9 protein-coding genes are annotated in these 15,046 nt (G+C 59.8%); 2 read left to right on the top strand and 7 right to left on the bottom strand.

Translation table 11 applies throughout. The features are described 5' to 3' along the window. Window position 1 precedes the first annotated feature (1 nt). The 6 genes from J9870_RS11620 to J9870_RS11595 all read right to left on the bottom strand — a co-directional run bounded on the left by J9870_RS11620 (window position 2) and on the right by J9870_RS11595 (window position 7,969). On the bottom strand, window positions 2–2,392 hold the full coding sequence (locus tag J9870_RS11620) for a methyl-accepting chemotaxis protein (RefSeq protein WP_210644129.1): 2,391 nt from the start codon (window positions 2,390–2,392) through the stop codon (window positions 2–4). Window positions 2,393–2,413: 21 nt separating this feature from the next. Continuing rightward, the gene (locus tag J9870_RS11615) at window positions 2,414–4,540 is read right to left on the bottom strand and encodes a chemotaxis protein CheA (protein WP_210645217.1); all 2,127 of its coding nucleotides are present in this window, start codon (window positions 4,538–4,540) and stop codon (window positions 2,414–2,416) included. A gap of 16 nt (window positions 4,541–4,556) precedes the next feature. Beyond that, on the bottom strand, window positions 4,557–4,874 hold the full coding sequence (locus J9870_RS11610) for an STAS domain-containing protein (protein ID WP_210644127.1): 318 nt from the start codon (window positions 4,872–4,874) through the stop codon (window positions 4,557–4,559). A gap of 32 nt (window positions 4,875–4,906) precedes the next feature. Further along, entirely contained in the window at window positions 4,907–5,275 is a 369-nt protein-coding gene (locus J9870_RS11605; RefSeq protein WP_135844811.1) for a response regulator, read from the bottom strand. An 11-nt stretch (window positions 5,276–5,286) separates the two neighbouring features. After that, window positions 5,287–6,468, bottom strand: a complete 1,182-nt coding sequence (locus J9870_RS29695) for a methyl-accepting chemotaxis protein (protein ID WP_281728967.1) — start codon at window positions 6,466–6,468, stop codon at window positions 5,287–5,289. Between the two features lie 247 nt (window positions 6,469–6,715). After that, window positions 6,716–7,969, bottom strand: a complete 1,254-nt coding sequence (locus J9870_RS11595; protein ID WP_210645213.1) for an HD-GYP domain-containing protein — start codon at window positions 7,967–7,969, stop codon at window positions 6,716–6,718. 619 nt (window positions 7,970–8,588) lie between these two features. On the opposite strand from J9870_RS11595, the gene J9870_RS11590 reads away from it, so the two are divergent. Together J9870_RS11590 and J9870_RS11585 are read left to right on the top strand one after the other, a co-directional pair. Next, complete coding sequence (locus J9870_RS11590; RefSeq protein WP_210644125.1) at window positions 8,589–9,335, top strand: hypothetical protein; 747 nt, start codon at window positions 8,589–8,591, stop codon at window positions 9,333–9,335. Window positions 9,336–9,544: 209 nt separating this feature from the next. After that, complete coding sequence (locus J9870_RS11585; protein ID WP_210644123.1) at window positions 9,545–11,236, top strand: thiamine pyrophosphate-binding protein; 1,692 nt, start codon at window positions 9,545–9,547, stop codon at window positions 11,234–11,236. Between the two features lie 60 nt (window positions 11,237–11,296). On the opposite strand, the gene J9870_RS11580 is transcribed toward J9870_RS11585, so the two are convergent. Continuing rightward, entirely contained in the window at window positions 11,297–15,031 is a 3,735-nt protein-coding gene (locus tag J9870_RS11580) for an ATP-binding protein (protein WP_210644121.1), read from the bottom strand. Between the last annotated feature and the right edge of the window lie 15 nt (window positions 15,032–15,046).

Below are 15,046 nucleotides of genomic sequence, written 5' to 3'. Positions count from 1 at the left end.
CTCAACTCCCGAAGCGGATGAAACCGCCTTCCTGGGTATGCTCACTGCTTTGCATCCCGCCCAGGCTGGAAGAACTGGCCCGTGGCACGGCAGAAACCGCAGCCCGACCATGCAGGGTGAAAAAGCCCATCAACTCCTGCAACTGTTCGGCCTGGCTACTCATTTCCTCAGCGGTAGCGGCCAGCTCTTCGGAAGCCGAGGCGTTTTGCTGAGTGATCTGACTCATCTGCGACATGGCAGTATTGATCTGTTCCGAGCCGATGGACTGCTCTTCGGATGCAGCGGCGATCTCCTGAACCAAATCGGAGGTCTTGGTGATCGAGGGCACGATTTCATCGAGCAGGTTGCCGGCACGCTCGGCCAGGGCAACACTGCTTTTGGCCACCTGGCCGATTTCCTGTGCCGCGACCTGGCTGCGTTCGGCGAGCTTGCGCACCTCAGCGGCGACGACCGCGAAGCCTTTGCCATGCTCGCCGGCCCGGGCCGCTTCGATGGCCGCGTTGAGCGCCAGCAGATTCGTCTGATAGGCAATCGAGTCAACGATCCCGATCTTCTCGGCGATGGTTTTCATGGCCGAGACGGTGTCCTTGACGGCCTGTCCACCCTCACTCGCTTCCTTGCTCGCCTTGCCGGCCATGCCATCGGTCACTTTGGCGTTTTCGGTGTTCTGGGAGATCGACGCCGACATCTGTTCCATCGACGCCGACGTTTCCTCAACCGACGCAGCCTGTACCGAAGCCGATTGGCTGATGCTTTGGGCCGTGGCGGAAATTTCTTCCGAAGCGCTGGATAGCGAATCGGCGGAGCTGCGCACCTCGCCAATGATCTGCGAAAGTTTGCTCACCGTTTCGTTGATTGCATTCTTCAGGTCTTGCAGGCTGCCCTGGTAATCACCTTTGACGCTGCGGGTCAGGTCACCACTGGACAGGGCCACCATGACTTCCATCGCCTCGCTGAGGGGGGCAACGATCGAGTCCAGCGTACTGTTGATCCCGGCCACGATGCGGCGGAAATCACCTTGGTGACGAGTACTGTCGGCACGGGTATCGAGCTTGCCGATCACAGCATTGGCGCTCAGCATCTGAGTGTCTTCGATCAGCGCCTGGACGTTGCTGCGCAGTTGTTCGATGTTGTCGTTGATAAAGGCTTTTTTGCCGGGGAAACGGGCCAATGGCGCCGACAGGTCCCCTTCGCCGAAAGAACGTATGCACGCCATGGCCTGTTTTTTCACGCTGATGTGGCCATTGACCATGTCGTTGATGCCCTGGGCAATCTGACGGTACGAGCCTTGGAATCGTTGTGCGTCGATCTGCACATCAATGTCGCCTTTCTCGTGCTCGTCCGACATGTGACGCATCTCTTCGATCAACGCCATGATGGTGCTGCGCAGATGCTCGATGGTGACGTTGATAAAGGCTTTCTTGCCGGGAAACGCTTGCAGGGGCGCCTGCAGATCACCTTCGCTGATCGACTTGATACAGGCCATGGCTTGCTTCTTGACGCTGATGTGCCCACTGACCATATCGTTGATGCCTTGGGCCATCAGCCCATAGCTGCCAGCAAAGCGTGTGGCATCGATCTGCACGTCGATGTCGCCTTTATCATGCTCTGCGGACATGTGATTCATTTCGCTGATCAATTGATTCAAGGTCCCGCTCAGCCGGTCCATGGAACCCAACAGTCCGGTACGCTCAGAGCCATTGCCGCTGCCCCGCACATCCAGTTGCCCGGCCACGAGCCGGTCGGCCAGCAGTCGAACATCGTCGGGTTCACCACCCAACGCGCTGAGCAGCCGGCGTACCAGGAAGAAACCGATCAAGCCGATGGCCAGCAAGGTGGCGGCGCCGATCGAGGCTATGCTGTAGATCGCGGTCTGTTCGGTCGATGCCGCGACCGCTGCATTTTTACGTCCCAGCTCCAGGTTGTACTGACGCATATCACTCAAGGCAGAAGTGACTTTTTCGCGGGTCACCTCCAGGTCGAGCAGCAAACCACGGGCTTCCGGGGCGGCATTCTTGAGGGCGTTATCGAACCGCTCCATACCTCGGTAGTACTCGTTGACCGCACTGCGCAAGGCGCTGAGCAGCGTCGCATCATGATCGTCGGAGACGAACTCCTTCTGGTAACGATCCAGTGCCTGGAGCACCGATTCCTTGTCGCTTTGCTGGGGAATACCGGCAGGTCCGGACAGACTGCGCCATTGCCGGCTGTGGCTATCGGCCAGAGTCAGGGCCACTTGCTCCAGCAGTTGCAGGCTGGGCACCGTATTGACTTGCGCGTAGCTGGCCGTGTTCCTGACCCCGCCCATCAAATAAAGACTGAGGCCGACCAGGATCAGGATGCCCAACAGAGCGGAGGCGACCAACAGCGAGACATTTTTTTTAACGGTCATGATGCTGTACTCCAAGGAGAACTATTGAGTCAATTCAGGGCTGAGGGGCGTACCGTGCTTCTGCCGGCTGGCGACTTGCCCAAGTAGTTTTGGAATATCCAGGATCAACGCGACTGCTCCGTTCCCCAGGATGGTGAAGCCGCCCAGTCCATGAGCTGTACCGAAAATCTTGCCCAACGGCTTGATCACCGTCTGGAATTCCCCCAGCAATTGATCGACGACCAGGCCCACCCGCATCCCCGCGTAATGCACCACCACGATGTTTTCACGGCCATGGTTAGGCTCATCGATGGCAAACATCTCGCGCAGGCGCAGGACTGGCAGCACCGAGCCTCGCAGGTCCAGGAAATCCTGGTTGCTGCAGTCGTCGGTCGATAGCTCGATGCACTCCTCGACCAGGTCCAGAGGCACGACATAAGAGGCATTGCCCACCCCGATCAGAAAGCCATCGATGATGGCCAGGGTCAGCGGCAGGCGGATACGCACCGTGGTGCCCACCCCCTCCTCGCTTTCCAGATCGACCGAGCCTCGCAGGGCGACGATATTCCGTTTGACGACGTCCATGCCCACCCCACGCCCGGACAGGTTGCTGACCTGATCGGCAGTGGAGAAGCCTGGCTCGAAAATCAGATTGAGAATGTCGCCTTCGGCCAGCTGTTGCCCTTCGGCAACCAGGCCGCGCTCCGTCGCCTTGGCCAGGATGCGTTGCTTGTTCAGGCCACCACCGTCGTCACTGACTTCGATGACGATGCTGTTTGCCTCGTGATAGGCATTGAGGCGAACCGTACCCTGCTCCGGTTTACCCCGGTCACGGCGCAGCTGCGAGGGCTCGATACCGTGGTCCATGGCGTTACGCACCAGGTGAGTCAGGGGATCACCAATGCGCTCGACCACCGTTTTGTCCAGCTCGGTCTCCCCGCCATGTACCTGCAAGGCGATGTCCTTGCCCAGCTCCTTGGACACATCGCGCACCACCCGCTGGAAGCGGTTGAATGTGCCGCCGATCTGCACCATTCGCAGGGTCAGGGCACAATCGCGCACCTCCTCGACAAGGCGCGAGAGCGAGCTTGTCGCTTCAATCAGCTCGCCGATGCCGCTTTGGATGGCCCCCAGATTGGCGCCAGCGCCGGCGATGATCAGTTCGCCCACCAGGTTGATCAATTGGTCCAGTTTGCCGGCATCGACACGAATCAGATTACCTTCGGCCGAACGGGCTTCTTTTGCCCCCCGGCTCTTGGGCGCGTCATCGTGGACGGCTTGGTCTGGTGCCACTAGGGTCGCAACGGGCATCGACTCACCAAAAGAGGCACTCGCCAGCCAATCTTCACGGGTCAGGGAACCACAGGCGATAAAGGCCTCGACCATGACATCGGGCTCAGCCTCGAGACGGCCAATCAACGCCCGGAAACCGGTCAGGTCGCCATTGCACGGCAACACGCAGATCTGGCTGCCCTCGCGAACGAAGTCGAAGGCGCCTTCAATGGTGGCCTGGTCGGCATCACTGACAAACCCCAGTTCAAAGCCCAGGTAACACGTTTCCGGGTCCATCTTCGAGATGTCCGGCATGCCATCGGTGATGCACACGACCGCACTGATTTGACCGAAACTGTTGAGGTAGCGCAGCAACGACAGCGGATCCATACCGTTGCGCAGGACGTCGGGACACAGGCGCAGGGACAGATGCCAACGCGCGGTAAGAGCCGATGGCATCGGCTCAACGGTTGCCACGCACTGCACCGGCTCGTGACGGTGCTCAAGGTAGCCGTTAAGACGCTCCACCAATGCCGCTCCCTGGCGCTCATGCTCTGCGGTCATGCCTTGCAGGTCACCGTGGCAGGCAAGCAGTTCAATCAGCGTGCACAAGTGGTCACGCACTTCCAGGAACAAGGCACTCAGCGACTCGTCCACCCGCAGTTCATGTGCACGGACCCGATCCAGCACGCTCTCTGCCACGTGGGTAAAGGCAACGATCGGTGTGAAGCCAAACAGGCCAGCAGAACCTTTGATGGTATGGGCGACGCGAAACAGCGCGTTGATGGTGTCGGCATCATCCGGCGCCTGTTCGATCTGCAACAGCGCGTCCTCCATCAGAAGCAAAAGCTCCTGGCTTTCGGCGATGAACGTCTGTAGCACGTCGTCCAGATTCATGGGCGAACTCATGGCTTCAACCTCTCTGCTGACGGGGCGGGGCCGACGCGTCGAAAAAGCTGTGCAACCCACTCATATCCAGTGCATCGAGCACCGCTGCGCTGGGATTGCTCAGCAACAGGCTGGAGCCGTGGCGCTGTGACTCCTGCTTGATCAGCACCAACAGCTGGAGCCCGGCAGTATCCATTTCATCTACGCCCCCCAGATCCATTTCGACTTCCTGAGCCAAGGGAAACAGCTCCAGCAACAGGTCTTTGCGTTCAGCGGCGGTGTAAATAGTCAGCGGCCCTTCGAGAACCAGAATTCGACGCAGACTAGCGGTGGTGTTTGTCATGACAACCTCCTTTCCAGGGTCTCTGGGCGGCGTTACGGCATGATCAGTTTGGAAACGGCACCGAGCATCTGGGCCGGCTGGAAGGGCTTGACCATCCACGCCTTGGCGCCGACGGCCTGGCCCTGTTGCTTCATGGCATCGCCGGTTTCGGTGGTCAGCATGATCACTGGCGTGAACTTGTAGGCCGGCAGTTGTTTAGCGGCCTTGATGAAGCTGAGGCCGTCCATGTTCGGCATGTTCACGTCACTTACAATCAAGTGGATCTTGCGGCCGTCGAGCTTGGTAAGAGCGTCGCGACCGTCAACACCTTCGATGACCTCGTATCCGGCGCCCTTCAAGGTGATGCTCACCACTTGGCGAATGGAGGCAGAGTCATCGACAATCAGGATGGTTTTGCTCATGGGGAAACTCCCTAGAAAAAAGTGATCTCGGATGAAGTGCTGCTCACCACAGGCTTACCGTGATGTATCGCATGCTGTTCAGGCATGGTGTAGGTGCTTGCCAACTGCTCAAGCCAGGTGTCGGCGATGATCGGGGCAGGCGTACCGCCGGCGAGAGCCAGCTGCTGGCGTTCGGCGATATGCTCATGCAACTTGCGAAGATCGTTGTTGACCAGGGAAAGCATCTGGCCGACCCGATCCTGGAACTGCAGGGCGACCAGTACCCCCGATATCTCCATGGCAACGTTTTCGCTCTGCTGCTGAAGACTGCTGCTGGTATCGACGATGGCCTGGGCGTTGTGCCGGAAGTGCTCGATCACCTGGGACACCAGTTGCTCTGAATGAGCCAGGGTTTGTGAATCCTGCTGCGCCTGATGCCGAGAAAGCTCGACGGTGCGAGAGATGGCAGCGTTGACGGTGTTGACCGTCTCACTGATTTTCTGCCCCGTCTCCCCGGATAAGCTGGACAATTTGCGCACTTCATCCGCCACTACCGCGAAACCGCGTCCGGCATCCCCTGCCCGGGCCGCTTCAATGGCGGCGTTGAGTGCCAACAGATTGGTCTGCTGGGCGATATCGCCAACGAATTTGGCCATTTCTTGCAATTGAGAGGTGAAGTCGGAAAGGAGCATTACCTCCTTGAGTTCCGACTCCTTGCGCAACAGCGCGTCGCGCAGGGCAACCATGATCGAATCCAGGTCCCGCTGGCCGACTTCAAGGATTTCCAGCAACCGTGCTCCCGAACTCTGGCCCGCGCCGAGGGAAGCAGAAGCGCTGATGTCTCCCGACAGCGTCGCGAAGCGGTGACTGAGCTTGAGGATCGATTCCTCGCTGAGGATGCGCGCTGCGTCGATCTGGTGACTCCAGATCGGCAGTACCTGCACGCACACCTCGCCCAATCCATCATCAGGCGAAGCTGCCAGGTGAAGTTGCTGATCGTCGCCTGGTTGAGCGTGCGGCTGAGTGCTCGATAAACGCTGGGCCCACACGCCCATCAGCAACGCGCCAAACGAGACAAGCACGCAACTGGCTGCACTGCGCAGATTGAACTCCGCGCTGATCAGAATCGCGGCGCAACCGAGCACTCCCGTCAGAACCGCGGGCAGCATCATCAAGATCAGGGGGGAGGAAATTGCCTGTCCTTTCACCTTCATCTCTCCAGTTCATTGCGGATCCGACGGGACCCAGCGCAAGACATCCACTATGGGGATGCGCGGTTTTGTTGGCCTGGAGAAATAATGGCCAAGTGACAGTCCTGGAACTATCGGAGCATCCTGATTTACAACTAAGGATTGCGGTTGCGCGGTAGGAGAATTCCTACTCGACGGCGACAGGAACCCAAAGCGACAGAAAAAGAAAACCAGCGACAAGCGCTGGTAAAAAAAACAGACGCGCACCGCGTCACCCCAATCGCGACTCGCTGCCTTGCCCCTCGCCCACCCAAAGCGCTTCAAGGTTCTTCAAACCCCAGGTCTTCTCTGACTCAAAGCTGACAATGCGGTCCTGCCCACAGGCCAGATCAATGCATTCGGGAGACAACGGGGTACGAGTCGACGCCGAGTAGAAAACCTTTACCGTGGGCGTCAGCAAACATTCGGCGTGCTGCTCTATTACCACCGCCAACCTGTCACTTTGAAGGCGCACCAAAGCGCCAACCGGATAGATGCCAATGCATTTGACGAAGGCGTGAAACACTTTCTGGTCGAAATGCCCGATCCATCCGGCCATTTTTCGAATCGATTCGGCGGGGCCCCAGCGATCCCGATAAGGACGGTCAGATGTCACGGCGTCATACACATCACAGACAGCGGCCATGCGCGCGAACAAGCTGATCTGGGTTCCACATAACTTATGTGGGTAGCCACTGCCGTCCACCTTCTCATGGTGATGCAGGCAAACGTCCTGCACCCGGGAAGTGAAATGCCTGCTGTCCGCCAGCATCCTGGCGCCCGCCTCCGGGTGCGTGCGCATCTTCGTATGTTCGTGGTCATTCAATGGCAATGGTTTCGCCAGGATGGCCGCAGGTATCGCCATCTTGCCCACGTCATGCAGCAAGCCCGCCAGCCCGGCTTCTTGGACCAGGGGCGGTGGTAAATCCAGCTGACGCGCCAAACCAATCATCAATCCACAGACGGCCACGGAATGCATGTAGGTGTATTCATCGGCAGTCTTGAGGCGCACCAGGCTGAGCAGTGCATCCGGATGACGTAACAGCGAATCGGAGATTTCACCCACCATGTCCGTGACGCGATCCAGTTGAACGATCCGTCCCATCCGCAGATCGCCGAACATCTGCATGACAGCAGCCTTGGAACTGGCGCAAAGGTTGATCGCCCTCAACAGCTCTTCGCTCATTGCCACCCTCGGACGCGGCCCGGGGACCTCTGCACAAGGTCGGATCGATAGGCAAACAGGCTGCTGGCCACCTTGACCGACCTGCACAACGCTCTCATCAGGCGTAGATGCTTGCACGTCCGCCCCCTTGGACGGGTCGATCCATGCACCAACAATGCCCGAGGCGAGGACTTTCTCCAGCACCTCTTCATTCAGAATCAGGAAGCCTTTGCTCCAGAACGGACGCTCCTCACGAGAACCGGACAGCTCCTGGACATACATTCCTACGCAAAGATCGCTCACACCGATATGTTTCAGCACGATGCAGATCCCTCTCTGTTTGCAACCGCCTTCCCTGAATTGCCCGAACGCATTAACCCAGCGTGGGATGTCTGGAGTACGCATCAGGAGCCACCCTGGCCCTTGAATAATAGCCATGCGCCATCAATCAAAGAATCAGAGCAATCTTATTTAGGTCTAGGGATTACAGATGGGCGCGTAGGGATTTTCCTACGCGGCAAATCCTCAATACGCGGTCATCACTAAGACTTCTCTCCGTAAGCGTCCTGCTGGCGCAGGCCACGCTCGGCCATCGTGTCCCTGTAATTCGGATCGCCATAGATACGAGCCAGCAGAATAGCCCCTCGGGGTCATCCAGCCGTGGCCGTGTCAACCATCGCGCCTGCGCCTGGCCGCACCCGCCGCTCCTTGGCATCGGGTCGGCTCGGGCGGCTTGATCAAAGTGCTTTAGCAGCGGCTATTTGGAATAGCCGACTAGCCCAACGCCTGACATGTTCCTGTCAGCCTCCGGTCACTCTGACGTCAGATCCTTCTCACTAAAGTATCCCCCAATGACTGCACTTGCGGTGCCAGCGTTACAGGCACCAAGGACACATCACTTTAGCTGGACCTCTTGCCATCAGCCGGAAGGAGAAACGCAATGAGCCATCCTGATGCGCACGTCAGTGCTCTTGATCCATTCACTTGGCAATCGACGCTCGACAGCAATCTGGACAGAAAAGGCCTGTTGCTGCGCCTGTTCGCCGAACAGCGATTCATAGCCGCGCAGGTGCGAGCCTGCAAGCTGGATCACAGGGACTACCTGCTTTCGCTGATTGATCCGGCCTCGACGGTGAACGACGGCACTCGGCACTCATCATGCGTCGATGGGCATCGAATGCGGAGCGTCATCACCGAAGCGGCAGAGAAAGCTCATTGGGGCAAGCTCCCAAGACATGGTCGGGCACAAGGCATCGCTGCCCACTATGACGCGCAGACCTGCATGGCGGTCGTTCTCGACATCGAGGTGAGCGATGAAGGCCGCTTGATCATTCATGACGCGGTCGTTGTCGCGGACTTGGGTTTCTTGAAAAATCCTGGTCGCGTGCGCTCGCAACTCATAGGCGCTTGCCTAATAGGGATAGCGTTTGTGACATCCTGCGATTTTGCTCCGAGCACCGGAGATACCCGGCCTAAACCTGCCTATCGCACCCGTTGGCCACTCGTCTCATGGCTGCCAGGACAGATCGCGGTGCACCTGATCAATCCCACCGCAGCTCCCGAAGCCGCACAGCCCAGCCAGACCAGTTACGCACCTGTCGCCCGGGCCTTGTGCAATGCGATTTTGAAGGCCACGGGTAACGGTTCGGTCCGGAGCCAGTCACTGGAAAGATCGGGCGTAAATTAAATAAGCTCTGGGATATGCAGCGAAGTCGGCCTAATGGAGAGACCGGTGCCAAGAGACAGAGCCGACCAACGGTTGATGCTTTGCACAATGAGGGAACCAAGCTGTATTCGCCAGATATCACCATGGCTCGGGCAATCCGATTGCCGCACCACAGTCACCACAGCAAGCCAGCTAAATTAAAGCTTCCAGACCAGATGAGGTTCTGCGCCATGCCTTTAGGTTCCAATGTTTTTTCCAACAGCCGCGGGCAACGCGGTGCGGACCTGTTCGTAGAAGTGCTTCGCAGCGAAGGTGTACGCTACGTCTTCGGCAATCCGGGAACAACCGAACTGGCTTTGCTCGACGCCCTCTCCGGCGCCCCAGACATCCAATATATCCTCGGCCTCCAAGAGGCCTCAGTCGTCGCGATGGCCGACGGTTATGCGCAGGCATCCGGTCGCCCCGGCTTCGTCAACCTCCATACGGCCGGTGGACTCGGCAATGCAATGGGCGCAATTCTCAACGCGAAGATGGCGAATACGCCGCTTGTCGTCACGGCGGGCCAACAAGACACCCGACATGGCGCGACCGACCCGCTGCTCCACGGAGACCTCGTCGCTCTCGCCAGACCGAGCGTCAAATGGGCGGAGGAAATTCATCATCCCGAACACATCCCGATGCTGCTGCGTCGTGCGTTTCAGGACTGTCGCACGGGGCCGGCGGGCCCGGTTTTCCTTTCCCTGCCGATTAACATGATGGAGCAACACACAGATGTAACGGCCGGCCCGCCATCGCGAATCGAGCGCGGTGCCGTGACCGGGATGGTTGAGGAATTGGCCGCTGCCTTAGCGACAATTACCCCTGGTTGTCTGGCGATTATCGTTGGAGAAGAAGTGATCCAGTCGAGCGCGGAAGTTGAAGCCGTGATGCTCGCCGAAGCACTCGGCGCGCCGGTCTACGGGCCATCCTGGCCCGGGCATATTCCGTTCCCGACGGCGCATCCGCAGTGGCGGGGAACGCTGCCTGCGAAGGCTTCCGATATCAGGGAGACGTTCTCTGACTTCGACGCGGTCTTCCTGCTCGGCGGCCATTCATTGATCAGCTATCAGTATTCCCAGGGCCCCGCTATTCCATCTCACTGTCGCCTTATCCAATTGACCGGCGATGGGCACCAACTAGGCAGAATCCATGAGACAGCGCTAGGGCTGATCGGGGATTTAAGACTCTCCTTGCAAGCGCTGTTGCCGATACTGGACAAGAAATTGGCCCCCCACAGCGAGGCAATCGCGACGCTGCGAAACGTCGCGGGCCAGGAACGCGATACACGTCGTGCCGACGTCGTCGCTCGCCTCAACCGCGAATTCAACACTCCGGTGACAACGCCTTTCGTGGCTGCCCACGAGGTTATCCGGGCTATCGGGCCGGACGTCTGGATCGTCGACGAAGCACCCGCCACGATTCCTCATGTCCGTGCCTGCCTGGATTCCCATTCGGCCCGCCAGTATCTTTTTACCCGTAGCGCCATCCTGGGCTGGGGCATGCCGGCGGCTGTCGGTACGTCACTTGGCCTGGACCGCAGCCCGGTAGTCTGTCTGGTCGGTGATGGTTCGGCAATGTACTCACCGCAAGCACTCTGGACGGCGGCGCATGAACGGCTGCCGGTCACGTTCGTTGTCATGAACAATGGCGAGTACAACATTTTGAAGAACTACGCTCGTAGCCAGACGCACTATCTAAGTGCAAGCACTAACCAGTTCATCGGCATGGACCTCTGCGACCCGGCGATCGATTTCCTGGCCCTCGCCTCTTCCCTGGGGATCCCTTCCCGCAGGATCGAGCGCGCCAGCGATATTGCGGGAGCTGTCGAAGAAGGTATTCGCTCAGGTTGCCCCAATCTCATTGAACTACCCATCATGCCCTGAGGAAATGGGCGCACATGTCCCTGCCCTGCTTACACAGGACTGTAGGCTTTGACGGGACAGCTATCTCGTCATGACATCCAGCTGACTCTGCGCAACATCAATGGGAATATCGAGAACGAACGTCGCGCCCTGCCCGGCCCCGTCGCTATGCACGCTCAAGCTGCCCCCCATTTCCTGCGCGGCCAGCGCGCAGCTGTGCAGGCCGAAACCGTGACCGTCTTTGCGCGTAGTGAACCCATGGGAAAAGATACGCGCCATGTGCTCTGGCGCAATCCCATTGCCGTTGTCGGCCACCGTGATACGCAATACTGGCCCGTCAGCGAGGGAGGTGCTGAACGTGATGCATGGGCTGCGATCGATCACGCCGTCCAACGCCTGCTTGGCGTTGTTGATCAGGTTCACCAGAATCAGCAGCATCCGATGCCGGTCCAGCGACAACAGGGGCAAGTCGGCAATGTCCTTGACCACCGTCACCTCCTGGCGCGCCAGTAATCCAGCACTCATGCGCAAGGCATCGTCGATTAACTCCGGGACCGGCACTGTCTCGACAATACTGACAGCAACGGCATAGGACTGCTGGGCAGCGACAATGGTTTTGATGTGGTCAATGCCCTTGGTGAGTTGCTCGAGTTCTTCGATGATGCTCAGTTGCTCTGCGGTCACCACCTCCGCCAGCTTGAGCAGATAGCCGGGCAGCATCTTTCCTTTGTGGTCTGTGGTGAGAAAATCGGCCAGGTCATGGATGTGTTCGTTCATCAGTTGAGCCACCTTGCCCAACCCCTGGGCTTTGGAGGTGCGCATCTGGCTGCTGACCAGTTCTGCCGATACGTTCACGCTGTTGAGAACGTTGCCAACGTTGTGCAGCACAGTCGTGGCGATTTCGGCCATGCCCGCCTGACGGGATTTTGCATGCAGTTCGGTTTGCACCTGGCTCATGCGTAGCGCCGCGCGAACGCGGGCCTTGAGTTCCAGCGGCGAGAAGGGTTTGGCGATATAGTCATCGGCGCCACTCTCCAGCCCGGAAACACAGGCCTCGCTGCCGCCTCGGGCGGTCAACAAGATCACGGGTAAATGGGCGAAACCGGCGCTGGCTTTGATTCTGGCTGTCAGGCCAAAGCCGTCGAGCCGCGGCATCATCACGTCCGAGAGGACGACATCGATGGGGCGACGCTGCAGGAGTGCCCAGGCCTGCTCTCCATCAACTGCGGTGGCGACGATGTAGTCGTTGTGCAAAAGTTCGCGCAGGTAGCTCAGCATTTCCGGGCTGTCGTCTACCACCAGCACTCTGGATTGCGCGGCGTGTTCCGGGGGCTGCCCGTCTACGCTGTCCATCGAAGCTCGGTCGTTGCCACTGCCATGGCGGCCGTCGTCGAAACGCAGGTGGCGCTGCTCGGTCGTGCTCGTCGCGTTCGCTGACGATCGCTCGTGCATAGCGCTGGCTTCGGTCGACACAGTGTCTTGCTCAGCTCCCAGCGGAAGTCGAACAAAGAAGCACGAACCCCGTCCGAGCTCGCTGTTGACGCCGACTTCGCCCCCCATCAGTTTGACCAGATCCTTGACCAGGGCGAGACCGATGCCTGTGCCGCTGTAGTGGCGCGTGGCGGAATTATCGATCTGGGAAAAACGCTGGAACAACAGCGGCAGTTTGTCTGGCGCAATGCCAATCCCGGAGTCTTGCACCGCGAGTTCAAATCGCTCGCCATCAAGCGCAGTGACGGCCAGGTGCACGGTGCCGCCAGCGGGCGTGAACTTGATGGCATTGCTCACCAGGTTGAGGAGAATCTTCTCGAAGTGTCGGGGGTCAAGGAACACCGTGCCAAGCGCGGGATCGATGCTGCAGGTTAAGGTGCAGCCTTTGCCCTCGGCCACCATGGCGGCATCCTCGGCCAGCACACCCACCACCTTGCTCAAGTCCATTGGCGTTGGACACAACTCAAACTTGCCCGCTTCGGCCTTGGAGAAATCGAGGATGTCGTTCACCCGGTTCATCAAGCGCAGTGCGTTGCGTTGGGCGCGGTCGATTTGCACATGCCAGTCCGCCGGTGGTGTGGTCGCCGCCGAGAGCTGCTCCAGGGGTGCGAGAATGAGGGTCAGGGGGGTGCGCAGTTCGTGGCTGACCGTGGCAACGAAATCGCTCTTTGCCTGGTTAGCCGTATCGGCCTGGTTGCGCGCCTGAATAAGCTCGACGGCCTGCGCCTCTAGCACCTCGGTCTGATGGTGCAGCGTGTCGGTCCGTTCGGCGACCATTCTTTCCAAAGAGGCCTGGACTTGCTGTCGCTCGGCTTCGGCCTCGGCTTCCAGCACCCGGATGCGCAGGGCATTCTCCTGGAACACCCGTACCGCACGGGTCATGATCCCAATCTCGTCGCCGCGTCCGGCGCTGGCGATCTCGGCGTTCAGGTCGCCGGCCGCAAGCCGGCGCATGACCGAGGCCAGGGCCACGATGGGCTGCGCGACAAACCGCGACGTGCTCCAGGCGATGGCGCCGGCGAGCAGGATGGCGACGGTACCCGCGATCACCGTCGCAAGCATGCCGCGATCATTGTGAACCAAGGCCTCGGAGCGCGCTTCACCCGCGAAGCGCGCCACCAACAGGCCGGCGCTGCGTGCCTCGTTGCGAACCTGATCGCGCGCGCCACTCAAGGCGTTGCTCGCCTGATGGAACCTGGCGAATGCCGCCCGGTAGCCGGCAATCTGATCGTAGACCGTCAGGGGCGTAGCCTTGGTTTGCAGCCCCACGGTCGAAGGAAGAACCCGAGAGAGACGGGACAGCTCGTCCAGGATGGTGCCGACAGAGCTGGCGACCTCGGCCGACGGTGACAAGCGAAACGACAAGGTCTGCGCCTCCAAAGTGGCAACGCGCTCGGCGAAACGCTTGGACAGCGCGGCTGCATTTTGCAGCAAACCGGTGGCGGCCTGAATGTCGTTTGCGTCATGGGCAACGTGCTCGCCCACTTCATCCAACATCGCCTCGAGGCGCCCGGCCGCATCCCCGACGGCGGCGAGATGCCGTAAAGCCTCACCGCCCCGGAGCTTGGGCGCCTCGCCAAGGTGCTCGACCGCCAGGCTGGCAGCAGCGACCGCCGTCGCCAATTGCTCCAGGGTCTCCACTTCCTGCGGCGCCTCCATCAACTCGCGCAATTGCTCGACCACGGGCGGCAGTGCCGCGTCGGCGTTCCGCGCCGCGGTGGCAGCCGCCCCATCACCGGTCACCAGCATCTTGGCCACATTGGCGGTGATGATCCTTTCGCTGTTGCGCAGGATATCCAGGATGCGGTGGGCGCTTTCGATGTTGCTTACCCGCGCCTTGTGGTCGGCGGCGCGGGAATCAATCTCCTTCAGCCCGTCGGCGATGCCCTGTTCGACGAGGATCGTCGCCTCTCGCATCCGGCCGTAGTGGGCTGTCATGTTCTCCGTTTCGCCATCCATGGTCAGGGTCGCCGCCCGCAAGGCCGCGATCGCCGCGGCGAGTCTTTCCAGACTGCCCTTGAGCGATTGCGCCTCTGCCACCGGAATGGCGGTGAGGCCGACGATAGCCGTCGCCACCATGCCTTCGGCCTGGATCAGGCTTTCCTGGTCGCGGGTGGCGATGAAGTTTTCCACCCGCCCGGTGGCCCCGTTGACCGAGGCCAGAATCTCCGCGGAATGGCTGGCGGAATCCACCGCACGTACCATGCCGCGCAGGCCGTAGAGGTTCACGAGCGACACCGCCAGCATCAGGAACACCAGTGCAGCGACCGCCAGGCCAATTTTGACGGCAATGGGCCTGTCCCTGACGGGTTTGAATGTCAACATCGCGCCTCGCATCCT

Origin of the sequence: Pseudomonas sp. Tri1 (genome assembly GCF_017968885.1) — a bacterium.
Lineage (GTDB): Bacteria > Pseudomonadota > Gammaproteobacteria > Pseudomonadales > Pseudomonadaceae > Aquipseudomonas.
This window is presented reverse-complemented; position numbering and strand designations above follow the sequence as displayed.

What these genes read in the sequence shown, in the direction of transcription:
- J9870_RS29695 (WP_281728967.1), bottom strand. Translation starts at nt 6,468, where the DNA reads ATGAAGGTGAAAGGACAGGCAATTTCCTCCCCCCTGATCTTGATGATG.
- J9870_RS11615 (WP_210645217.1), bottom strand. Translation starts at nt 4,540, where the DNA reads ATGAATCTGGACGACGTGCTACAGACGTTCATCGCCGAAAGCCAGGAG.
- J9870_RS11580 (WP_210644121.1), bottom strand. Translation starts at nt 15,031, where the DNA reads ATGTTGACATTCAAACCCGTCAGGGACAGGCCCATTGCCGTCAAAATT.
- J9870_RS11585 (WP_210644123.1), top strand. Translation starts at nt 9,545, where the DNA reads ATGCCTTTAGGTTCCAATGTTTTTTCCAACAGCCGCGGGCAACGCGGT.
- J9870_RS11590 (WP_210644125.1), top strand. Translation starts at nt 8,589, where the DNA reads ATGAGCCATCCTGATGCGCACGTCAGTGCTCTTGATCCATTCACTTGG.
- J9870_RS11610 (WP_210644127.1), bottom strand. Translation starts at nt 4,874, where the DNA reads ATGACAAACACCACCGCTAGTCTGCGTCGAATTCTGGTTCTCGAAGGG.
- J9870_RS11605 (WP_135844811.1), bottom strand. Translation starts at nt 5,275, where the DNA reads ATGAGCAAAACCATCCTGATTGTCGATGACTCTGCCTCCATTCGCCAA.
- J9870_RS11620 (WP_210644129.1), bottom strand. Translation starts at nt 2,392, where the DNA reads ATGACCGTTAAAAAAAATGTCTCGCTGTTGGTCGCCTCCGCTCTGTTG.